Annotated in this window: 19 protein-coding genes; 10 read left to right on the top strand and 9 right to left on the bottom strand. The window is 64.5% G+C overall.

Annotated features, from left to right (window positions below; all coding sequences use genetic code 11):
• The first annotated feature begins 154 nt into the window (after positions 1 to 154).
• The gene (locus BLS55_RS05270) at positions 155 to 664 is read left to right on the top strand and encodes a nitroreductase family protein (RefSeq protein ID WP_092153317.1); all 510 of its coding nucleotides are present in this window, start codon (positions 155 to 157) and stop codon (positions 662 to 664) included.
• A gap of 319 nt (positions 665 to 983) precedes the next feature.
• The gene (locus BLS55_RS05275; protein ID WP_092153318.1) at positions 984 to 1940 is read left to right on the top strand and encodes a UDP-glucuronic acid decarboxylase family protein; all 957 of its coding nucleotides are present in this window, start codon (positions 984 to 986) and stop codon (positions 1938 to 1940) included.
• A gap of 121 nt (positions 1941 to 2061) precedes the next feature.
• On the opposite strand, the gene BLS55_RS05280 is transcribed toward BLS55_RS05275, so the two are convergent.
• From BLS55_RS05280 to BLS55_RS12085, 4 genes are all read right to left on the bottom strand, one after another.
• A complete protein-coding gene (locus BLS55_RS05280) occupies positions 2062 to 2916 on the bottom strand; it encodes a glycine betaine ABC transporter substrate-binding protein (protein ID WP_092153319.1) in 855 nt (284 codons plus the stop codon).
• A 106-nt stretch (positions 2917 to 3022) separates the two neighbouring features.
• Positions 3023 to 3865: an ABC transporter permease gene (locus tag BLS55_RS05285; protein WP_092153320.1), complete on the bottom strand. Its 843-nt coding sequence runs from the start codon at positions 3863 to 3865 to the stop codon at positions 3023 to 3025.
• Complete coding sequence (locus tag BLS55_RS05290; RefSeq protein ID WP_092153321.1) at positions 3855 to 5066, bottom strand: quaternary amine ABC transporter ATP-binding protein; 1212 nt, start codon at positions 5064 to 5066, stop codon at positions 3855 to 3857. Before BLS55_RS05290 ends, BLS55_RS05285 begins: the two co-directional genes overlap by 11 nt.
• Positions 5067 to 5265: 199 nt before the next feature.
• A complete protein-coding gene (locus BLS55_RS12085; RefSeq protein ID WP_180365402.1) occupies positions 5266 to 5457 on the bottom strand; it encodes a hypothetical protein in 192 nt (63 codons plus the stop codon).
• A 349-nt stretch (positions 5458 to 5806) separates the two neighbouring features.
• Here BLS55_RS12085 and BLS55_RS05295 point away from each other — a divergent pair, with 349 nt between their 5' ends.
• Positions 5807 to 6502 (top strand): LexA family transcriptional regulator, encoded by a 696-nt coding sequence (locus BLS55_RS05295; RefSeq protein WP_257243139.1) that lies wholly within the window; start codon positions 5807 to 5809, stop codon positions 6500 to 6502.
• Between the two features lie 422 nt (positions 6503 to 6924).
• Positions 6925 to 7536, top strand: a complete 612-nt coding sequence (locus BLS55_RS05300) for a lysozyme inhibitor LprI family protein (protein WP_143339523.1) — start codon at positions 6925 to 6927, stop codon at positions 7534 to 7536.
• 317 nt (positions 7537 to 7853) lie between these two features.
• Here BLS55_RS05300 and BLS55_RS05305 read toward each other — a convergent pair whose 3' ends face one another.
• From BLS55_RS05305 to BLS55_RS05320, 4 genes are read right to left on the bottom strand one after another with little or no spacing between them, the layout of a single operon-like run.
• On the bottom strand, positions 7854 to 10280 hold the full coding sequence (locus tag BLS55_RS05305) for a Lon protease family protein (RefSeq protein ID WP_092153323.1): 2427 nt from the start codon (positions 10278 to 10280) through the stop codon (positions 7854 to 7856).
• A gap of 4 nt (positions 10281 to 10284) precedes the next feature.
• Entirely contained in the window at positions 10285 to 11214 is a 930-nt protein-coding gene (gene hemC, locus BLS55_RS05310; protein ID WP_092153324.1) for a hydroxymethylbilane synthase, read from the bottom strand.
• A gap of 8 nt (positions 11215 to 11222) precedes the next feature.
• A complete protein-coding gene (locus BLS55_RS05315; RefSeq protein WP_092153325.1) occupies positions 11223 to 11462 on the bottom strand; it encodes an FmdB family zinc ribbon protein in 240 nt (79 codons plus the stop codon).
• A 2-nt stretch (positions 11463 to 11464) separates the two neighbouring features.
• The gene (locus BLS55_RS05320) at positions 11465 to 12097 is read right to left on the bottom strand and encodes a D-sedoheptulose 7-phosphate isomerase (RefSeq protein ID WP_092153326.1); all 633 of its coding nucleotides are present in this window, start codon (positions 12095 to 12097) and stop codon (positions 11465 to 11467) included.
• 124 nt (positions 12098 to 12221) lie between these two features.
• On the opposite strand from BLS55_RS05320, the gene BLS55_RS05325 reads away from it, so the two are divergent.
• From BLS55_RS05325 to gatB, 3 genes are all read left to right on the top strand, one after another.
• The gene (locus tag BLS55_RS05325; RefSeq protein WP_092153327.1) at positions 12222 to 13094 is read left to right on the top strand and encodes an NAD(+)/NADH kinase; all 873 of its coding nucleotides are present in this window, start codon (positions 12222 to 12224) and stop codon (positions 13092 to 13094) included.
• Positions 13091 to 14833, top strand: coding sequence for a hypothetical protein (locus tag BLS55_RS05330; protein ID WP_092153328.1), 1743 nt, complete (start codon positions 13091 to 13093; stop codon positions 14831 to 14833). The genes BLS55_RS05325 and BLS55_RS05330 overlap by 4 nt, the downstream gene beginning before the upstream one ends.
• Before the next feature lie 119 nt (positions 14834 to 14952).
• On the top strand, positions 14953 to 16389 hold the full coding sequence (gene gatB, locus BLS55_RS05335; protein WP_092153329.1) for an Asp-tRNA(Asn)/Glu-tRNA(Gln) amidotransferase subunit GatB: 1437 nt from the start codon (positions 14953 to 14955) through the stop codon (positions 16387 to 16389).
• Positions 16390 to 16551: 162 nt separating this feature from the next.
• Here the strand turns inward: gatB and BLS55_RS05340 are convergent, their stop codons facing one another.
• Positions 16552 to 17502: a hypothetical protein gene (locus tag BLS55_RS05340; RefSeq protein WP_092153330.1), complete on the bottom strand. Its 951-nt coding sequence runs from the start codon at positions 17500 to 17502 to the stop codon at positions 16552 to 16554.
• Positions 17503 to 17689: 187 nt separating this feature from the next.
• Here BLS55_RS05340 and BLS55_RS05345 point away from each other — a divergent pair, with 187 nt between their 5' ends.
• Genes BLS55_RS05345 through ybeY form a run of 3 tightly spaced genes read left to right on the top strand, consistent with a single transcriptional unit; the run spans position 17690 to position 21670 of the window.
• Positions 17690 to 18718: a PhoH family protein gene (locus BLS55_RS05345; protein WP_092153331.1), complete on the top strand. Its 1029-nt coding sequence runs from the start codon at positions 17690 to 17692 to the stop codon at positions 18716 to 18718.
• Positions 18684 to 21167 carry an HD family phosphohydrolase gene (locus BLS55_RS05350; RefSeq protein WP_092153332.1) on the top strand — a complete coding sequence of 828 codons (2484 nt, stop codon included), beginning with the start codon at positions 18684 to 18686 and terminating at the stop codon, positions 21165 to 21167. Before BLS55_RS05345 ends, BLS55_RS05350 begins: the two co-directional genes overlap by 35 nt.
• Entirely contained in the window at positions 21164 to 21670 is a 507-nt protein-coding gene (gene ybeY, locus BLS55_RS05355; protein WP_180365403.1) for an rRNA maturation RNase YbeY, read from the top strand. Before BLS55_RS05350 ends, ybeY begins: the two co-directional genes overlap by 4 nt.
• The last annotated feature ends 243 nt before the right edge of the window (positions 21671 to 21913 follow it).

The following is a 21913-nucleotide window of genomic DNA, read 5'->3' on the forward strand; positions in this document are numbered from 1 at the left end:
AGCGCAGCCCTGGAATGTGCTGGTGGCTGCGCTGGTGGACATCCGCCGCAAAGGCGCAAGACGCACAGGGCTTGCGCCACTGCCAGTCTGGCGCGCGCCTTGCCTGCCCTTAAGGATGCCCTTCTACGGGCAACAGGTTTGAAGGAGAACAGTTATGGACGTGTTGGAAGCCATTTTCACCCGTCGCAGCATCCGCAAGTTTACGCCGGAAGCCGTGAGCGAGGCGGACGTAGCCACCCTGCTCAAAGCGGCCATGTGCGCGCCCAGCTCGCACAATTCCCGTTCCTGGCATTTTGTGGTGGTGCGCGACCAGGCCCAGCGCCAGGGCATTGCCCAGCGTCATCCTTACGCCAAAATGGCCGCCGAAGCCCCGGTGGTCATCATTGTCTGCGCCAACCCGGCGGAGGCCAAGGAGGCGGGCTTCTGGCAGCAGGATTGCGCCGCGGCGCTGGAAAACATCCTGCTGGCCGCACGCGGCCTGAACCTGGGCACGGTCTGGTGCGGCATGTATCCCTTTGAGGACCGCGTGCGCCCCATTCGGGAGCTTTTGCAGGTGCCGGAAGCCGTTAATATTCTGGGCCTGGTGGTGGTGGGGCACCCCGCGCAGCCGTTCAAAGAGGCGGATCGCTTTGATCCCGCCAAGGTGCACCACGACCGTTGGTAAGCGTTTGCCGCGGCAGCGGGCGGATCCGGCATTATTGGGCCGGTCGGGGCTTCCTCCCGGCCGGTCTTTTTTGTGGGGGCCCGCGCGGCGGCAGCCTGGTTGTCGTCCGCAGGGAAACGGACTATGCTGCCACAGCCGGCGCGGCCGCCGTTTGACGCGGGGGGCCGAAACGGCTAAAGCCATTTTTTCGGCCGAAGGCCGAGCGGGGCCCGGCAGTGCCTTGCGCGGCGGGCCAGCGTGCTTTTTGCCGCGCAGCGCGTCTGCGCCTTTGGGGAAAACAGCGTTGGGGCGGCATAACCATAGCGTCTTCGGGGGCAGCATGCATCTGCGCAAAAGGGTTCTGGTCACCGGCGGTTCCGGTTTTTTGGGTTCGCATTTGTGCGAGCGTTTGCTGGAAGCGGGGCACGAAGTGCTCTGCGTGGACAATTTTTTTTCCAGCGCGCGCGCCAATGTGGAAGCGTTTATGGACAACCGGCGGTTTGAGATTATCCGCCACGATGTGACCTTCCCCCTGTATGTGGAAGTGGACGAAATCTATAATCTGGCCTGCCCGGCCTCGCCCATCCACTACCAGCACGACCCGGTGCAGACCATCAAAACCTGCGTGCACGGGGCCATCAATATGCTGGGCCTGGCCAAGCGCCTGCGCGCGCCCATTTTTCAGGCTTCCACCAGCGAGGTCTACGGCGATCCGGACGTACACCCCCAGCCCGAAAGCTATTGGGGCCATGTGAACCCCAACGGCATCCGCTCTTGTTACGACGAGGGCAAACGCTGCGCCGAGGCGCTCTTCTTTGCCTACTGGCGGCAGGGCGGCCTGCCCATCAAAGTGGGGCGTATTTTCAATACCTACGGCCCCAGGATGCACCCCAATGACGGCCGGGTAGTTTCCAACTTCATTGTTCAGGCCCTGCGCAACAAGCCCATCACTATCTACGGCGACGGCAGCCAGACGCGCTCGTTCTGCTATGTGGACGATCTTATCGAATGCATGCTGCGCTTTATGGCCTCGCCCGCCGATTTCGTGGGCCCCATGAACATGGGCAATCCTGGAGAATTCACCATCCGTCAGCTGGCCGAAATGGTGGTGGAGCTGACCGGCAGCGCTTCCGCCATTGTCTGCGAGCCCCTGCCCGGCGACGACCCCAAACAGCGGCGCCCGGACATCTCCCTGGCGCGGGAAAAGCTGGGCTGGGAGCCCCGCGTGCCCCTTCAGGCCGGTCTGCAGAAGACCATCGCCTACTTTGAGGCGCAGTTGAGCGCCGGCCTGATCTGAACGCCGTTGCCGACGCGGAGGGCGGCTGCGCGCCGACAAAGAAAGGCCCGAACCTTTGCGGTTCGGGCCTTTTCACTGCTGCGGCTTTTTTATTTTTCAGTCTGCGGCAGGGGGGATGTTGTTACTGCTGCAGCCAGGCGTTCACCTGGTCCGGGTAGGTTTTCATGAACCGGCGGGCGTTTTTCAGCGGGTCCGCGCCTTTTTCCTGGTTCCAGGCCATGAGCTGTTGCAGCTGGTCCGCGCCCGTATAGCTGAAGCGCGTGAGGAAGGCCCAGGCGGCGGGGTGGTCCTTTTTCAGACCTTTGCGGCCCACGTTATAGATGCCTTCTTCCTTGCCCAGGCTGCCTTTGGGGTCGTCCAGGTAGTGCAGCTTCCAGCGGCCGAACATCCAGTGCGGCGACCAGGCCGTGACCACAATCCATTCCTTGTTGCGGATGGCGTCGGCCAGGCTGGAGGTCATGATGGTGCCGCTGCCTTCCACCAGCTCCATGTTTTTGATGTTGTAGTCTTTGAGCAGCTTTTCCGTCAGCTGCATGATGCCGGAGCCGGGGTCGATGCCCACGATGCGTTTTTTGAACTTGGCGGCGTTGGTGCTCAGCTCCTCTACCGATTTGAGGGGTACGTAGTCCGGCACGGCCAGGCCCAGGCGCGCGCCGCCGGTGAGCTTGCCCAGCATTTCCACCTGATTTTTGACCTTGCCGTACATATCCTTGTGGGTATCGGGCAGCCAGGCCGTGACCATGGCGTCGGCGTCGCCGCTGGCCAGGCTGGTCCAGAGGATGGGCTGGGTCACGGGCAGAAGCTCCACCTTGTAGCCCAGGCGGTCTTCCAGCACGGCTTTGGCCAGATTGCTGGAGGCCGTGGCGCAGTCCCATTCCACATAGACGATCTTGAGCGTTTTGTTTTCCTTGGCCTGCACGGGCAGCGCCCAGCAGAGCAACAGCGCCAGCGCGGCGCAGAGGATAGTTTTTTTCATAGGGTCCTCCTGTAACAGGTTTTGGGGGATATGCCCCGGTTTGCGCCCAGGGGGGGATGCCCTGGTGGAACGGGGCGGGGCTGGAGCATTTCAGGCGTGAAAGGCCCTAGCGGGTGCGGCCAGCGCTTTTGCGGGCCAGGGCGCGGAACAGACGGTCCAGGGTAATGGCCACAATAACGATGCCGAGCCCCGCCTCAAAGCCGCTGCCCACCTGCAGCCGCTGGATGGCCTTCCACACTTCGCCGCCCAGGCCCCGCGCGCCGATCATGGCCGCGATGACGGCCATGGAGAGGGCCAGCATGATGGTCTGGTTCACGCCCGCCACAATGGTGGGCATGGCCAAGGGCAGCTCCAGCTTGCACAGGCGCTGGAGCCGGGTGGCCCCGAAGGCTTCGGCGCATTCCACCAGGTCGTGGGGCACCTGCTGGATGCCCAGGCAGGTCAGCCGGATGGCCGGGGGCACGGAAAATATGACCGTGGCCACCACGGCGCTGACCTTGCCGATGCCAAAAAAGGGAATGGCCGGGATAAGATAGACAAAGGCCGGCATGGTCTGCATAACGTCCAGCACGGGCATGATCACCCGGCGAACCCAGGGGCTCATGGCCGTAAGAATGCCGCAGGGCACGCCCAGCAGCACGGAAAGCAGGGTGGCGGCCAACACCAGAGCCAGGGTGCTGATGGCAGGGGCCCACAGCCCCAGGTTCCAGAGCAGGCCGAAGCCCAGCAGCACAAAGACGGGCAGCCCTGGCCGTCGGGTAACCCACCAGCCCAGGGTGGCCAGAAGGAGGATGAACAGCCAGGGCGGCGGCAGCAGCAGCGCGTGTTCAAAGCCGTCCAGCAGGGAAAGCATGACCGCGGACCCGGCGCGGGTAAAGCCGGAGAAGAGGACGACCAGCTCCTCCACCAGGCTGTCGATAGTTTCGGCCAGGGGGATTCTAGGCAGCATCAAGGGTTCCTCCCGTATCGCGGTGTTCCACCAGCGCGCCCAGCAACAGCCCCCGCACGATAACGCCCTGCAGGCGGCGGTTTTCATCCACCACGGCCAGGGCATGGGGCAGGTCGGCCATGAGGGGCAGCAGCTCGCTCACGGGCGCGTCCGGCCGCACGGTGGCAATGTCCGTGTGGGTGATGGATTCCAGATCCGAACGGCCTTCGCTCACCAGGCGTTCGGCCTCGGCGGCGTGCAGGATGCCCACAAAACGGCGGTGCCTGTCCAGCACGAAGAGCGAGGCCAGGGAATGGACGCGCATCTTGCGCAGGGCGGAGCGCGGCCCGTCCAGGCCCAGCACGGCGCAGGCCTCGGAACGCTTCATGACGCTGGCCGCCGTGAGCACCTGCGAGGCGTCCGCAGAGGCCACAAAGCGGGCCACATAGTCGTTGGCCGGGGATTTGAGGATGTCTTCGGCCGTGCCCGTCTGCACCACGGCCCCGTCCTGCAGCAGCACGATGCGGTCGCCCAGCTTGAAGGCCTCGTTGAGGTCGTGGGTGATGAAAACAATGGTCTTGTGGATGTCTTCCTGCAAGGAGAGCAGCTCGTCCTGCATTTCCTGGCGGATAAGGGGGTCCAGGGCGCTGAAGGCTTCGTCCATAAGCAGCACTTCCGGCTCCAGGGCCAGGGCGCGGGCCAGGCCCACGCGCTGCTTCATGCCGCCGGAGAGCTCGGCGGGGTAGGCGTTGGCCCACTGGGCCAGGCCCACGCGCTCCAGTGTGGCGGCGCTTTTGCGCAGGCGTTCGGCCTCAGGCGCGCCCATGACCTCCAGGCCGAAGGCCACATTGTGCAGCACGGTGCGGTGGGGCAGAAGGGCAAAATTCTGAAAGACCATGCCAAAGCAGCGCTGCCGCATGCGCCGCAGGTTGCGGGCGTTCATGGCGGTGATGTCCTGGTCGTCCACCAGCACTTTGCCGGCGCTGGGCATGATCAGGCCGTTAAGGCAGCGCAGGAGAGTTGATTTGCCGCTGCCGGAAAGGCCCATGACCACCAGCAGCTCCGAAGGGGAAATCTCAAGGGAGATGTCGCGCAGGGCCAGGGTGGACTTGGTCCGCCGCAGAATGTCCTCGCGCGATGCGCCCTGAAGCGCCAGCTCCAGCGCGTGCTCCGGATGGGGTCCGAAGACTTTTGAAAGGTTCTGGATGGAAATTTTTGCCATATACTCTCCTTCTGCCGCAGCATAACATGCCGCGGGTGTAGCCCAAGGGGCGAGTATATGGAAGCACAGCCGTAACGGCTGTCAAAACGAACGTACTGGAGCCATCAGCGTTGACCGCACCAGTACAGCGCCGCCTCCTCGGTATCTACCGAACTTCCATAAAACAGTTCATGCACCATTGCGATAACCGCCAATAACATCATTTGTTTGCCGCGATGTCAGACATACGGATAACAACATCTGCATCGGGTCGGCACACTTGCGCCTGGGAAAGCCCATTGGCGTATTTTTTCTGGATAGAAAAAATTTGTGTTGTGTGCTGTAAAAGTTTTTTCAGGAGTAATAAATGATTTTTACTGTGCAATGCTGCGCTTTTTGCGTATGCAGTCACATTGCACAATACTTTGTAAACACAAAAAAACACATAAGCGTATCAGAGCTATATTTTTGAAAATTTGTAAAAATTTCGGCACAATTGCCATGTAAATATCCACAAACGCTCTATGCAGTAAGAGTACGGCAAAAAAATATCTCTGGCAAGGTGTAATTTTTTTCTTAGCAATATTCGTAAAAAATTGATTTTTGGGAGCAGTAAATCAATTTTTTCTTGCTTTTTTAGGCGAAGGCGCATAGTTTTTAACAAAAGGTGTTTACTCTTCGCAAACCGTCGCTCGCCGGGCGCGTCGGGCGCTGGCCGTTTATGGCCCACGCCGCGCGCCCTCTCGGCGGAGGATCCGCAGATGTCGCATACCGTTTCTTTTCAGTGTGACGCCATGTTACAGCGCCTGATGCAGGCGCTTGAGGCCCATACCGACGCCGAGCTGGCCCGCGCCCTGGGCATCACCCCCCAATCCGTCAGCGGCGCGCGCAAACGCGGCGAGGTGCCCCCGGCCTGGGTGCAGACCTGCGCCGCCGCCACGGGCGTCAACGCCCACTGGCTGTTTTTCGGGCGCGGCCCCATGCGCCTGCCTGAGGCCGCGGAAGGGGAGCTGCCCAGCGTGCAGGCTGATTGCGAAAGCGATCTGATCACCGTGCCCCTGGCCGAAGCCCGCCTTTCGGCCGGGACAGGCAGCCTGGAAGTCAGCGCCCACAGCGAGGGCGGCTACGCCTTCCGCGGCGACTTCCTGCGCCGCAAGGGCAACCCCCGGCGCATGGTGCTGATGCGGGTTTCCGGCGACAGCATGGTGCCGGAAATTTTTGACAACGACCTGGTGCTGCTGGACCGGGGGCAGACGGAAATCAGCCCAGGCCGCCTGTACGCCGTGGGTTTTGAAGACGCCATCTACATCAAGCGCATCGACAAACTGCCCGGCAAGATCGTGCTGCACAGCGTGAACCCGGCCTATCCGCCGGTGAGCCTTGACCTGCGCGGCGACTGCGCGGAGCAGTTCCGCGTCATCGGGCGGGTGCTCTGGTCCGGGCGCGAGTACCGTTAGAGCGTTGCAACTCTGAAACGCCGTGGCAGCTGCGTGGGCAGATGCCCGCTGTGCAGGCGGAATCGCAAGTTGCTGGCGCTGCGCAGCGTTGGAACGCGCGTGCCGTGAACTTTGCGCATGTATATTCGCAACGTTACTCTGTTCCCAGGGGCTTGGCCGTTGCGGAACGGCTGCCCGCTACTTTGGGCTGCCCCTCGCGGCCTGCGGCTGGGGGGATGCGCCGGGGCGGGAGGCTGCCTTTGTGGGGGGGCAAGAACTGCCAAGCGCTTTCTGAAGTACCGGCTCTGCCCGCCAGGGGCCTGGCTTGCGGGGTGTGCCGCGCGGTCGCAGCACTGCGGCGCGACAGGCTGCAGCAGGGCTTGCGCGTTGACTCCATCGCGCGTAAATTTATTCGGTATATCGCGTTTTGCAAGGAGCTTTCCATGCGTTTGCCACGTGGACCCATGGTAGTCAGGACAGTATCCCTGCTGGCGGCGCTTGTGCTTTGCGGCGTTGCCGCGGCCGCTGCGGCGGCAACCTCGCCCGTGCAGGCCGCCCTGGAGCAGGCCGCCGCGCAAAAGGGCACGGCGGCCCCGGCTGCAGCCGCAGAGCAGGCCGCCCCTTCCCCTGGGGGGGCGCCTGATGCGGCAAGGCCCGAAGCCGCATCGTCTTCCGCCGCCCTTGAGGCGGAAACCGGAGGCGAAGCCCCGCGCGCGCAGGAAAGCCTGTTCAGCCCGGCTTACCAAAACTGCATGGACGAAGCCGCGGGCGTAACCACTGCCATGCAGGTCTGCATGGAGGCGGAGCAGACCAGGCTGGAGCGGCAGGCCGCCGATCTGCGCGGGCGGCTGGCGCAGGCCTTGCCGCAGGAACGGGCAGCGGCCCTGACCAAGGCGCTGGAAGCCTGGGAGAGCCTGCGGCGGAACGGCTCCATAGCCATGTACGCGCCGGAGGGCGGCAGCCTTTCGCCCTTGATGGCCTCGCTCTGGCATCTGGAGCAGACCGCTCGCATGGCCCGCTGGCTGGAGGGGCTGACGGAAAATCTTGACCAATAGAGCAGATTACCTTTGGGAAGGTGCATTCTCAAAGGTTGCGACACGCCCCTCCCGGCGCTTGCCAGCGCAAATGCATTGCGCTTACGCCCACACGGCGCGCGTCTGCTTACGCAGCCGGCACGACATTTCAAGTTGAAATGCCGTGGCGGCAAACGCTGGAGGCCATATGCCTTGAGGCGCTGTAGCCGCAAAAATGCCGTCCCCGCTTTACCGGAGACGGCATTTTTGCTTTGAAGAGCGTGTCGGCGCGACGCCGGGCGCGTATTCACAGCCGGGGCTTTTTACCGCCGGGCGGCCCCACGCCAGGGCGCGCGGCGTCAGCTTCGCCGGGGGCGGCGGAAGGCGTTCTGGGCGTAGTCCCCCAGTTGTTCCAGGCGGCGATCCACCTTGTCATAGAGGCTGCCGCGGGTAAAGCCGCTGTTCTTGAGGCGGCGGCCCACGGGCAGGCCCGTGAGCAGGGTGAGGGCTTCCTCAATGCTGCGCACGGTGTAGATGGCAAAGCGCCCCTGTTCCACAGCCGCGAGCACGTCCGGCGCAAGCATGAGGTGATCCGCGTTGTCGTGGGGGATGATGACGCCCTGGGTGCCCGTAAGTCCATGCCGGGCGCAGACTTTATAAAACCCTTCAATCTTGCTGGTAACGCCGCCCACGGCCAGAATCTGGCCGGTGTGGTTCACCGCGCCGGTAAAGGCCAGGTCCAGGCGCACGGGCGCTTCGGCCAGGGCCGAGAGCAGGGCGGCCAGCTCCGCGCCGGAGGCGCTGTCGCCCTCAATGCCCGCGTAGCTCTGGTCAAAGTAGAGGGAGGCCGAAAGCACCAGCGGCTTTTTGCGGGCAAACTGATCCGTGAGGTAACTTTTGAGGATCATCATGGCCTTGGTGTGGATGGGCCCGCCCAGCTCGGCTTCGCGCTCCAGATCCATAATGCCTTCGTGCCCCACGCCCACGGAGCAGGAAATGCGGTGCGGCAGGCCAAATTCAAAATCGCCGTGCCAGGTGACGGAAAGCCCGTTGACCTGGCCGATGGCGCTGCCCGCGGTGCGCACCTTGATCATCTCCCGGTCGTAATCCTCCATAAAGGCCTCTTCCACCAGATTGGCCCGGTAGGTTCTGGCGGCGTAGGCTTCCTCCAGCACGGGCGCGTCCACCATGGCCGCGCCGCGCAGGCGGGCCAGAGCGGCGGCCTCGATCATGATCTCGCGCAGCAGGGGAAAGCGGAGGGAGAGGCGGCGCTGGTCCTCGCAGAGGTGCGAGCCCAGGTCAATGAGCCAGGCCAGGGCGGTGCGGTCAAAGGGCGGCAGCGCATCCTCGTCGATCATGACGGAGAGGTGGGTGAGGTAGGCGCGGATATTGGCGGCCGTGCGCTCCGTGACCTCGGCCATGTGGGCCTTGATGCGGAAGAGCTTGGGGAAGCGCTCGTCGTTGAGGAGCAGGGTTTCGTACAGCTCGTCGTCGCCGATGAGCAGCACCTTGAGCTCCAGGGGCACCGGATCCGGCGTAATGCCCTTGGTGCGGATGGCGGTATCCGGGTTTTCGCCCGTATCCTCAATGCGGGCCTCATTGGCGCGCAGGGCGCGCAACAGACCCTCCCAGGCCGTGGGGTGCTGGAGCAGATCCTCCACATGCAGCACCAGAAAGCCGCCGTTGGCCCGGTGCAGGCTGCCCGCCCGGATGAGGGTGAAATCCGTGACCAGGGCCCCCATTTCCGATTCGCGCTCCACGCAGCCCAGCAGATTCACGGCCGTGGGGTGGTCCTCCACCACCACGGGCGCGCCCGTAAGGTTGTTGTTGTCCACCAGCAGGTTGGCCGCGTAGCGGTAGCGCACGTCGTCGGCGCCCTGGCCGTGGTCGCCGGGGGCGGCGGGGGCCTCACGCTGCAGGAAGGCGTCGGGATTTTTGAGCATGTCCTCGCGCAGGGCGTCAAAATAGGCCGTCAGTCCGGGCACCTGGGGGCAGGCCTTGAGGAAGCGCTGGCGCAAGGGGTTGAGCTGGGCGTCCAGCACCTGGTTTAAGGCCTCGCGTTCCAGGTCGCGCTCGCCGTCCTGGAGGGTTTCCTCCGCCCGGCTCAGCTGCCGCATAAAGCCGGACATGGCCTGAACCAGGGTGTCGCCGCGGGTTTTGAGCTTGAGGCGCACGGTGCTGTCCAGGCGGTCAAACTCCTCTTCGCTCAGGCGTTTGCCCTCCACCAGGGGGTAGAGGGTCAGGCCGCCGCTGTCGTCCATATCCAGGTTGAAGCCCTTGTCCACGGCCACGGAGTTCATCTTGCGCAGAAGCCCCAGGCGCGCGTTCTGGAAAGTGTCCACCAGCCGGGCGCGGCGCTTGACGTACGCGCCGGCCTCAAAACGCCGGGGCAGCTCTTTTTCAATCTGCTCCACCAGCTCGTTGAGGCTCTGCTTGAGCTTTTTGCCCAGCCCTGCGGGCAGGGCCAGGAGGGTGGGGCGGTCCGGATCGGCAAAATTGTGCACATAGACCAGGTCCGGCGGCGTGGGGGCCTTGCGGGCCTGCGGCCGCAGATAGGCGAGCAGCATGTGGCTGCGGCCCAGATCCGGATCGCCGGAAAGGTAAACGTTGTAGCCCAGGGCCTTGATCTGCAGGGCCAGATCCAGGGCCTGCATGGCGCGGGGCTGGAAAGGATTGCGCCGCCCGTTGCGCGGCTGCGGAATCTGGCGGCTGTCTTCCCAAGGCACGCGGGCGGGATCAAAGGTGGCGTGCAGACGGGACGCGGGGAGGGGTGTGATGGTGGGCATGCGTTTATTGCTGATAAAGTTGAGCCAGAATGGCGCGGCCGCCTCTGGACAAAAGGGTTGCGGCCAGATCCAGGCCCAGTTGACGCGCCAGGGAGGTGTGCCCGCGGACGCTTTCCCGCAAGAGGACGCTGCCGTCCACCTGCGCCACCAGACCCGTGAGGGTCAGCTCGTCGTCCGAAAGCAGGCGGGCGTGCCCGGCAATGGGCACCTGGCAGCCGCCGTCGAGGCCGGCCAGAAAACCGCGCTCGGCCTCCACGCAGACGCGGGTGGGGGTATCCTCCAGTTGCGCCAGCAAAGGGAAAAGATCTGCGGCGTCTTCCCGGCATTCAATGCCGAGCGCCCCCTGGCCCACGGCGGGCAGAAAGCGCTCCGGATCCAGAATCTGGACGTGGGGCGCGCTCAGGCCCAGGCGGCGCAGGCCCGCCGTGGCCAGCATGATGGCGTCGTAGCGGCCTTCGCGCAGCTTGCGCAGGCGCGTGTCCACATTGCCGCGCAGGCTTTCAATGCGCAGGTCGGGCCGCAGGGCCAGAAGCTGGGCCTGACGGCGCAGACTGCTGGTGCCCATGCAGGCCCCCTGCGGCAGGGCGTCCAGGCTTGCGCAGCGGCAGGAGAGCAGGCAATCGGCGGGTTCTTCCCGACGGGGAATGCAGCCCAGGATGAGCCCCTGGGGCAGCTCCATGGGCACGTCCTTAATGCTGTGCACGGCCAGATCGGCCCGGCCGTCCAGAAGGGCCTCTTCAATTTCCTTGACGAACAGCCCTTTGCCACCCACCTTGGCCAGAGGCACGTCCTGGATGACGTCGCCCTTGGTTTTGATGATTTCAAGCTGTACTTCAAGGTCTGGCTGCAGGGTACGGAGCCGCGTGGCAACGTGCCTGGCCTGCCAGAGGGCCAGCTGGCTGCCGCGGGTGGCAATGGTGATGGATGCGCGCATGTGGCCGCCTAGTGCCCGCAGCTCGCGCAGTTGCCGCCGGAGCAGCCGGCGCAGCCGCCGCCCCCGCTGCCGCCCGAAGGCGGGGCATAGTCGCCGCCCGCACTGCCGCCCGCGTGGTGGGCGCAGCAGGACATGAGCTTGTGCGTGGCGTGGGAGCCGCAGTGGGGGCAGACGGGCGCGGCGTCGTCAAAGACCAGTTCTTCAAAATCGCGTCCGCATTTGGTGCAGCTGTATTCATAAATGGGCATGATCAGACCTCGGTTCTGGCGGCCGTCGCCAGCAGGGGTTGCAGGGCGGCCACATTCTCAAACAAATAATAGTCCGTTAACTGGCAAAGTAAATGGCCGGCGGCGATGTGCGTCTCCTGAATAAGCGGCGTGCTTGTGTGGGGCACGTCCAGCAGGATATCGCAGAGGGAGGCCATGGCGCCGCCGCCGTTGCCCGTAAATCCTATGGTGCAGAGGCCTGCGCGGCGGGCCGTCTCCAGCGCGGCCAGCACGTTGGGGCTGTTGCCGGAAGTGGAAATGCCCGCCAGCACGTCCCCTTTGCGCCCCAGCGCCTCCACCTGACGGGCGAAAACCCTGCTGAAGTCCAGGTCGTTGCCGATGGCGGTAAGGGCGGAGGTATCCGTGGTCAGGGCCAGGCCCGGCAGGGCGGGGCGGTCCATAAGAAAGCGGTTGACCAGCTCCGCGGCCAGGTGCTGCGCGTCCGCCGCGCTGCCGCCGTTGCCGCAGAACAGAACCTTGCCGCCCTGGGCCAGGCAGGCCGCCGTGCGCAGGGCGGCAAGGCGCAGATCCTCGGCCCGCAGGCGGAAAAATTCTTCGCGCAGGCGCGCGCCGGCGGCCGCGTGCGCGGCGATGGTTTCCAGGGCAGTATCGTGCATGGCGTTTCCCTCTCCGCTATGGGATGACGGCGTGAAGTCACCATTCATATGTCAAAGCCCCGCCGCTGACAAGCGCGGCCGGAACAGGCTTGCGGTCAGCGCGGCTATAACGTAGATTGCCCACATGAAAAAACCACCGAGTCGCAACATCCTTCTGGTCTGCAAGGCCCGTCACGAGCGGGCCACGGCACTGGGTGAGGAAATCGGCACTTGGCTGCGCCGCCAGGGGCACAGGGCCACGGTCATCACGGCCGAGCAGGATTCGCCCGCCTACGGGCAGGAGGATCTGGACTTTGTGGTGGTCCTGGGCGGCGACGGCACCATGCTGGGCGTGGCCCGTCGGCTTGTGGGCCGGGGGGTGCCGGTGCTCGGCATCAACTTCGGCCGGGTGGGTTTTCTGACGGACGCCCAGCCGGACCAATGGCAGGATAAGCTGGTGGAGTGTCTGTACGGGGACGAACCCGTGCGCGCCTGTATGGCCCTGACCTGGTCCGTGACCCGCCAGGGGGGCGTGCTGGCTTCCGGGCACGGCGTCAATGATGTGGTGCTGAGCCGCGGTTCCCTGGCTCGGCTGGTGAGTATGGAAATCGCCGTCAACGGCGTGCGCATGGGCGCATTGCGCAGCGACGGCGTGATCGTCTGTACGCCCATCGGCAGTTCCGGCTACAGCGTCTCCGCCGGCGGCCCTTTGCTGTATCCTTCCATGGAAGCGCTGGGCTTTGTGCCCATCTGTCCTTTTTTGAACACCATTGCGCCCATGGTGTTTGACGGCAACACCTCCCTGACCATGGAAATTCTGCACGGCTCCACCGATTGTTACCTTACGGCGGACGGCCAGGAAGGCATGCTGCTGGAGCGCGGCGACGTGGTGCGGGTGGGCGGGCTGCCCGCGGCCGTGCAGTTTATGGGCGAGGGCACCTGCTTTTTTGAGCGGCTGCGTTCGCGCGGGTTTGTGCTTCAGGGCGCGCCCGGCGGCCTGGGCGGAGGCCTGGCATGAGCAACGGCCTTGCGGCCCCGGAGGCTGTAAGCCGCATCCGGCTGGGCCGGGACAACCGTTTCGACGCATGGCTCTACAGCATGCTCATCGACAACAACCTGGCCTTCCATATGAATCCCGGCCTCATCGCCAGCCCGGAACAGCTGGCCTTTATGGTGCAGCTGGAGCACGACCAGATCTACCTGCCCTGTTCCGACGCCACCTTTTCCCTGCTCTGCGCGCCCCACACGCCGCCGGACCTGCGCCGCCAGTATAACCGGGCCTGGCGCATCATCATGCGGCTGGTGCGCTCCTTTGCGCTGGAACGGCCCCGGCGGCAGCGGCTGCTGCAGTTCTGCCGCTACCGTTTTATGCAGTATGTGGCCCAGGGCACGCTTATTCCTTCGCGCCTGGTCAAGCGCATGACCAACCTGGTGCTGGCCCAGGAGGGCAGCCTGGACGACCCCTGGCGGGAACGCCGCCGGGATTCGGTGGTCCGGCAGCGCCGCCTGCTGGAGAGCCCGGCCGTAAAGACCCCCCTGGAGGCCGTGCCGCCGGGCTTTGCGCCCCAATGTCTGGAAGCGGCCCGCGTTGCCCTGGACTATGCGGAGGCGGTGCGCCTGCTCTGCCTTTCGGCCCATTCGCGGCAATGGCTGGAGCGCGCGCCCGCGGAGGACGAGGTCCGCGCGGCCTTTGCACAGGCGTCTGACGCGGCCGCCGGGCTGCGGGAATATTTTGCGGCCGGCGTGGGGCGCACGGGCACGGTGCTTTTTTTGTGCGACGCGGACGGCGGCGTATTTCTGGATCTGGTCATGGCCCGCAGCCTTATGCGCATGGGGCACCGGGTCATCTTTGCCGTCAAGCAGGGCTTCAACTTTTTTGCGCCCACGCTGGAGGATATGGAAAGCGACCCTGAGCTCCAGCCCCTGCTGCAGGGCGGCATTGTGCTGCACGACGAAAACCTGGGCAAAAACGAGCTGCTGCGCCATCTGCGCGAGCATCGCCTGGTGGTGGTGAGCGACGGCACCCGCGAGCGCCTGAACCTCTACCGCGTTTCCGTCACCTTTTCCCGCGCCTGGAAGGAGGCGGACTGCGTGCTGGGCAAGGGCTGGCGCGCGGCGGACATTTTGCTGGGCACGAGCCACAGCTTTACCCGCGACGTGCTCTGCTACTGGAAGGATCAGGAAGGCTTTCACCTTGCGCGGCGGCCCCACGCCGTCGGGGCGCGCAAATTCAGCGAGGCGGCCATCGCCGTCCAGGCGGAGCGCATCATCGGCGAGATGCGCGCGGCCAAGGCGCAGGGCCGGACAGTCATGTTCTACAGCTGCGTCATCGGCAGCATCCCAGGGGAGACGGCCACGGCCATTGCCCTGGTGCGGGCCTTTGTGGACAATCTGCGGGGAAAAATGGATAATATCTTGATTATCAACCCCGCGGAGCATTTTATCGACGGCATGGACGGCGACGACCTTATGTATATGTGGGAGCAGGTCCAGCGCAGCGGCCTTATCGACGTCTGGCGCTTTCAGACTGTTGAGGACATCGAAGAGAGCTTCGTCCTGCTGGGCCGCAAGGTGCCGCCCCGCTGGTCCGGCAAGGACGCCACGTTCTCCACGGGCTGCACCAAGGAAATGCGCATTGCCCTGGACGTGCAGGCCAAAAACCGCGAGATGCAGATCATCGGCCCCGCGCCCCGGCTTTTCTTCCGCCGCGGCGAGTACGGGGTAGGCAAGTATTTTGACGCCAGCATAGCCCGCTGAGGCCTTGCCTCAGAGTGGCAAGCCCCTGGCAGGGCCATTGCGCGACAGCCCTCGCCGCACGGCCTTGCACAGGCAAGGATAACCCGGGGCCCGGCCCCGCTTATGGAGTAAGCATACCTATGGCCGCCTATGAAATCGTTATCGGCCTGGAGGTGCACGTGCAACTGGCCACGGCCTCCAAGCTGTTCTGTTCCTGCCCCACCACCTTCGGGCAGCCCGCCAACGCCAACGTCTGCGAGGTCTGCGCGGGCATGCCCGGCGCGCTGCCCGTGCCCAACCGCGAGGCCGTGCACTACGCCGCCCTGGTGGGCCTGGCCACCAGCTGCACGGTTCACCGGCGCTCCGTCTTTGCCCGCAAAAACTATTTTTATCCTGATCTGCCCGCAGGCTACCAGATTTCGCAGTTTGAGCTGCCCATCTGCGAGCACGGGCACCTGGACGTGGAGGCCGACGGCCGCACCTGCCGCATCGGCATCACCCGCATCCATATGGAAAACGACGCGGGCAAGAATATCCACGCCCAGGGCGAGAATCTGAGCTATGTGGACCTCAATCGCGCGGGCACGCCGCTGGTGGAAATCGTTTCGGAGCCGGACATGCGCTCCTCCGCCCAGGCCGTGGCCTACCTCAGGGCGCTCTACGGTATTGTTACCTACCTTGGCGTGTGCGACGGCAATATGGAGGAAGGCAGCTTCCGTTGCGACGCCAACGTCTCGTTGCGCCCCGTGGGGCAGGCGGCCTTCGGCACGCGCACCGAGCTGAAAAATCTCAATTCTTTCCGCAATGTGCAGCGGGCCATTGAGTATGAAGTCGCCCGTCAGCAGGACGTGCTGGACGAAGGCGGCAGCGTGGTGCAGGAAACGCGCCTCTATGATGCGGCCAAAAACTGCACGGCCTCCATGCGCAGTAAAGAGGAAGCCCACGACTACCGCTACTTCCCTGATCCGGACATTCTGCCCGTGGAAATTGCGGAAGAGGAGCTGGAGCGCTGGCGCGCTTCCCTGCCGGAGCTGCCCCAGGCCCGCGCCAGGCGCTTTGCGGCCATGACGGGCCTGCCCGAAGCGGAAGTGGAAGTGCTGGTGCAGGGGCGCGGCCTGGCGGACTTTTTTGAGGCTGCCGCGCAAGAGGCCGACCCCCGTAAGGTGGCCAACTTCATCCTTGGCCCCCTGCTGCGGGAATGTCACGCCCGCAACCGCAACCCTGCCGAGACCGCGGGTTGGGCCATGAAGCCCGCAGCCCTGGCCCAGCTGGTCAGTATGGTGGACAAGGGCGCGATCAGCGCCAAAATCGCCAACGACATTTTCGGCGAGCTGTTTGCGAGCGGGGCCATGCCCGAAGCCTATGTGCGGGAAAAAGGCCTGGGCCAGATTTCCGACGCGGGCGCGCTGGAGACCGCCGTGGACAAAGTGCTGGCGGAAAACCCCAGTGAAGTGGCCGCCTACAGGGGCGGCAAGACCAAGCTCATAAGTTTTTTTGTGGGGCAGATCATGCGCGCCACCAAGGGCAAGGCCAACCCGGCCCTGGTCAACGAGCTGCTGGCGAAGAAGCTGCAGTAGCGGGGGGACGCGCCTTGCGGGGGACGCGCGTTTTTTTCCACAACGATAAACAGAACAGCGCCGGGCAACGCAGCCGGAGTAACGTTTTTGAAGGGTGAGAAGATGGGGGAAGGGGACTGTTGTGAACAACAGTCCCCTTCCCCCATCCGGCATTTTTTGTTGTTACACGCTTAGGTTGAGCCCCGCCAGCAGGGAGAGGCCGTCCTCGTCGCTATAGCTGCCGAAGTAGGAGCTGGCGCTGTCGGAGGAGGACCACCAGGCGGCCATGGATTCCAGCTGGATGCGCTGGCGCAGCTCCGAAGGGGAGAGCTGGAGGGCCTTGCGGGCGTCGTCCAGGCCGGAGAGGGCGTCTATCTGGCGATATTGTTTGACCAGGTCGGGGTTGTCGTCAAAGAACTGCTGGATTTCTTCGGTGTCGTCGCCCGCGCCGGCAATGGTTACGGTGCCGTCGTCATTGACCTGAATGGTGAAGGTGACGTCCGCGTCCACGCCCAGGCCGTTCATGCCCGCAGAGAGGGTGGAACCCAGATCGCTTGCGGTCAGCACGCTTTGTGCGGCGGTCAGACTTGCGGCGTCCGTGGAAGCGCCCACAGCCGTGGCCGTGAGCTTGCCGGTGCTGTCCACGGTCATGCTCACGGCGTCAGCGGCGTCCACGCCAGCCGAGGTTAAGGCGGCGCGCAGCTCCGTGCCCAGGTCGGGGTTAGTGGTGAGCCAGTTCTGCACGTTCTGCTGATCCGTGGCGTTGTCGCTGCTGGCGGTCAGGCTGCCGTCCGCCGCCAGAGTGAAGGTAACGCCTTCGGGGTCGCTCACGCCCAGGGCGGCGAGGCCTTCCTGCACGGAGGCGTTGAAATCGCTGGTGAGCTGGTCGCGGTATTTGAGGATCTGGCTGAAGGTCACCCGGCTGCCGTCCTCCAGGCCCATGGCGTCCATGGCGTACTGGGTCAGCTCCACCATGCTGGAGACCTGACTGGTGATGGAGTAGCTGCTGAGAAGGCTGCTCAGGCTGCTGCTGGTGGAGCTTTGGGAGCTGGAGCTGCCCGTGCTGGTAAGCTGCTGGTTCTGCCACTGGTACAGGGCGCTGGTGTAGCTGCCGCTGATGCTGGATACGCTCATGGGGCCTCCCGGCAAAAAATGCCCGTGGGGACGGCGTGCGCCGTCGTGACCGGAGATGTACCGCTGATGAAGCATTTTCTGTGCCAGGATTTTTTTGCCGCGCTGCAGCCGCGGGGCGCGGGCCTTGCGCCCTGGGCGGGCCCGGCGCGTGATGGACAGGTGCGCTGAAATAGGCTAGAGAGCCGGCATGGCAGTACACTTGACCACGCCAGAGTCCGCTGGTTCTAAATCCGCCGGGGCGGAATCCGTCGCCTTTGACGACCCCGTGGTGGCCAACCAGCTTTTCGGGCCGCGCAACGCGCACTTGGAGTTGCTGGCGGCAGCCAGCGGCGCGCGCATCACCAGCCGCGGGGCCAGCCTGATTGTGGATGCCCCGGAGCCGGAGGTGCGCGAAACCCTCTGCAATGTCTTCGTGCAGTTGTACGACCTGCTGCACGGGGGCGTGCCCCTGAGCCAGCAGGATATGGCCCGGGCCTATGAGATGCTGCGCCGCGACCCCGGCCTCAACCTGGGGCAGATTTTTCGCGACGCCGTGTTTGTGAACACCCCGCGCAAAACCGTTACCGCGCGCAATGTGGCCCAGCGCACCTATCTGGACCTGCTGCGGCGGTATGAGCTGGTTTTCGCTGTGGGGCCGGCGGGCACGGGCAAGACCTATCTGGCCGTGGCCATGGCGCTTTCCATGCTGCAGCAGCACAGGGTCAAGCGCATTGTGCTCACCCGCCCGGCCGTGGAGGCCGGGGAGCGCCTGGGCTTTCTGCCCGGCGACTTGGCGGAAAAGGTCAATCCCTACCTGCGGCCCCTGTACGACGCCCTGCACGATATGATGCCCCAGCCCAAGGTGGCCTCCATGCTGGAAGTGGGCTCCATTGAAGTGGCTCCGCTGGCCTTTATGCGGGGGCGAACCCTCAACGACGCCTTCATTATTCTGGACGAGGCGCAGAACACCACCCAGGAGCAGATGAAAATGTTTCTGACGCGCATGGGCTTCGGCTCGCGCATGGTGGTGACGGGCGACACCACGCAGATCGATCTGCCCGCGCAGCCCGGCGGCCAGCGTCCGCGTTCCGGCCTTATCCACGCCCTGGATATCCTCACCCAGGTGCCCGGCCTGGCCGTGCACCGCTTCACCAAGGCCGACGTGGTGCGTCACCCCCTGGTGGGAGCCATTGTAACCGCCTATGATCACGCCGAAAAGATCGACTCGTCCCGCTAGCATCCTGGCGCTTTTCCGTCTGTTGCGCGCCCGGCACCGCTGCGGTTGGGGGCTTGCCGCCCTGTGGGGCACGCTGTTGCTGCTCTCGCTGCTGGCTGGAGCCAATTTTGAAGCGGTGCCCAAGGTCTATGTGGCCGGCCAGGTGGCGGACGCGGACGTCATTGCCGATCGCGACCTGCTGGTGGAGGACGCCCAGGCCTCCAAGGCCCGGCGCAAACAGGTGCTGCTGCTCCAGCCGCCGGTCTACGATCTGAGTCTGGAGCCGTACACGGCCTTCCAGAACCGCATTGTGGAGATTCTGCGCACGCTCAATGCGGGCGGCGATTACAAGGCTGCCCATACCGGCCCCCTGCAGCGCCTGGTGGAAGACCTGACCCCGGCCGTGGCGGACGAGATTCTGCCGGAGCTGGCCTTGCCAGAGGTGCAGACCTATCTGCTCAAGGCGCTGTTGCCCAGCATCCGCGACCACATGGCCGAGGGCCTGGTGAGCGACATCCGGCAGGCCAGGGTGGGGCGATCGGGCGTCATTGTGCGCAACCTGGACGCCAATACGGAGCTGCTGCGGCCGGACGTGACCAATCTGCCGGACGTGCAGTCCTTTCTGGCGGAGATTTCCGCCAGCATCCGGCAGGAGCCCAGCCTGAATCCGCAGTCGCGGCGGGCCATCAACATCCTGCTTTCGGCCACCATGCCCGCCTCCCTGACCCTGAACCGCGAGGCCACCCAGAAGCGCGGCAACGCCGTGGTTTCCACCGTGGAGCCCGTGCTGTACCAGATCCAGAAGGGCGAGCTGCTCTTGCGGCGGGGCGAGCGGGTGAGCCGCGAGCAGCAGATCAAACTGCAAACGCTGTACAAATCCGCCGCCGATCCCATGCACTGGAATATGGCGGCCGGGGCCTTCGCGTTTTCTCTGCTGCTTTCCATCGGCTTTTTTGTGGCCCCCAGCGGCAAGCCGGGCACGCCTTTGCGCTGCAAGGACACGCTGCTCATTTCTCTTATTCTGCTGCTCTTCTGCGGCGGGGCCAAGTTCGTCTATGTGCTCGGCTCGCACCTGGACAACGTGACCCTGCTCAATGCCCTGAACCTGGGCTATCCCGTGGCCGGGGCCGTGGGCCTGGTGGCCATGGTGTTTGCCGCCCGGCGCTACTGCACCATGGGGCTGTTGCTTTCCTTTTTTACCATGCTCATGTTTCAGGAGGATTTTTCCTACTTCCTGTACCAGTTTCTGGGTGGCATGCTGGCCACCTGGCTGATGACCTCCGCCCAAAGCCGCCAGGACGTAGTCTGGAGCCTGGTGCCCCTGACCATCGGGCAGCTCTGCATCTGGCTGGGCGAAGCCTTTTTGTCCCAGGCAACCCTGCCTGAAGTGCCCATGCAGGTGCTGGCCGTGTGCCTTAACAGCCTCATTTCCCTCATCCTGCTTTTTGCCGTGAGCCCGGTGCTGGAGTTGAGCTTCGGCTACAGTACGCGCTTTCGCCTTATGGAGCTCATGAGCCTGGAGCAACCGTTGATGCAGGAGCTCATGGTCACGGTGCCCGGCACTTACCACCATTCCCTGGTGGTGGCCAATATGGTGGAAGCCGGGGCCAAGGCTATCGGGGCCAACAGCCTGCTCTGCAAGGTGGCGGCGCTTTACCATGATGTGGGCAAGCTCTCGTATCCGGAATATTTTATTGAAAACCAGTTCGGCGGGCCCAACAAGCACGACAAGCTGGCCCCCTCCATGAGCGCGCTTATTCTGCTCTCGCACGTCAAGAAGGGCATTGAGCTGGCCGAGCGCTACAAGCTGGGGCAGGAAATTACGGACATCATCGGCCAGCACCACGGCACCAGGCTGATCCGCTATTTTTATCAGAAAGCCGTGAACCTGGGCGAAAAGCCCCGCGAATCGGACTACAGTTACCCCGGTCCGCGCCCCCAGACCAAGGAGGCCGCCATCCTTATGCTGGCGGATTCTGTGGAGGCCAGCAGCCGCACCCTTGCTGACCCCACGCCCGCGCGCATCAAGAGCCACATCGATACCATCATTAAGGGGATTTTTTCCGAGGGGCAGCTGGACGAATCGGAGCTGACCTTCAAGGATCTGCACTACCTGAGCGAAAATTTCCAGCGCATCCTTACGGGGCTGTTCCATCAGCGCATCGCCTATCCAGAGGCCAGAATAGGCGGAGCGCCCAGACCGGAAGGCAAGGCGGCCGAACCCAAGGCCCCCGACGGCAAAACCGTTGCGGAGGCCCGCACGCAAAGCCGCGCGCCCGCAGCCGCCGCGCGCCCTGCGCCCAGAGCGGAAGAGGCCACCCTTGCCGCCGCGGCGGAAAAACTCCTGCCTGGGGGGCCGGGCGGCACGCCTTTGCCTGCGGCAGCCCATGCGCATCCCCTGGCCGGTCGCGGCGCGCCCGCGTCGATACCCCCCGCCAAACCCGCCGACACCGGCGCGCCCAAGGCATGAACGCGCCGGACGCGTGCGGTGCCGACGCTGTGCGGGTGGCGCGGACCAGCCCCGCCCTGGCCTGGCTTTTGCCGCTGGACCGGCGTGCCCTTGCCGCCGTGCTGGCGGCTATGTTCCGGGCGGCGCGGCAGAACCCTCGCGTGCCGGCCCCCCCGTGCGGCGTTGACCTGCATATTCTTGACGATGCTGGGATCAGCGCGGCCAACCGGCGCTTTCTCGGCTGCGTAGGGCCCACCAACGTGCTGTCTTTTCCCGGCGATGCCGCCATGCCGGGGGCGCTGCTGCTCTCGCTGGATACCCTGCGCCGGGAGTGCCTGCTTTATGGTCAGGAGCCTGTGGAGCATTGCCTGCGGCTGCTGGCCCACGGCATGGGGCACCTTTGCGGCCTGGACCATGGGCCGTTGATGGACGCCCTCTGCGCCGATTTTGCTGCTGCAGCCGCGGCTGCTCTGGAGGGGAAGGAAGGGATCTTTCCCCGGCGGTTCAGGGGGCTTGCCCCCTGAAAGGCCCTCCCCGCCATGCGGAGGCGGTTGTTCGCGCCGCGCTCGTTCCGGCGCTTATCAGCGCAAATAACTTGCGCCCACGCTTCCACGGCATTGCAACATTGAAATGCCGTATATTGGCCTTCCGCGACTTCAAGATGGAATTGCCGGCCGCTTGCGGTACGCCCCGCGCGTTACCATGGAGAAAAAAGTTTTTTGAAGGATGGGGGGTGTGGGGGGCAGGGAACTTTTGTGAACAAAAGT

The organism is Desulfovibrio legallii (genome assembly GCF_900102485.1).
Lineage (GTDB): Bacteria > Desulfobacterota > Desulfovibrionia > Desulfovibrionales > Desulfovibrionaceae > Desulfovibrio > Desulfovibrio legallii_A.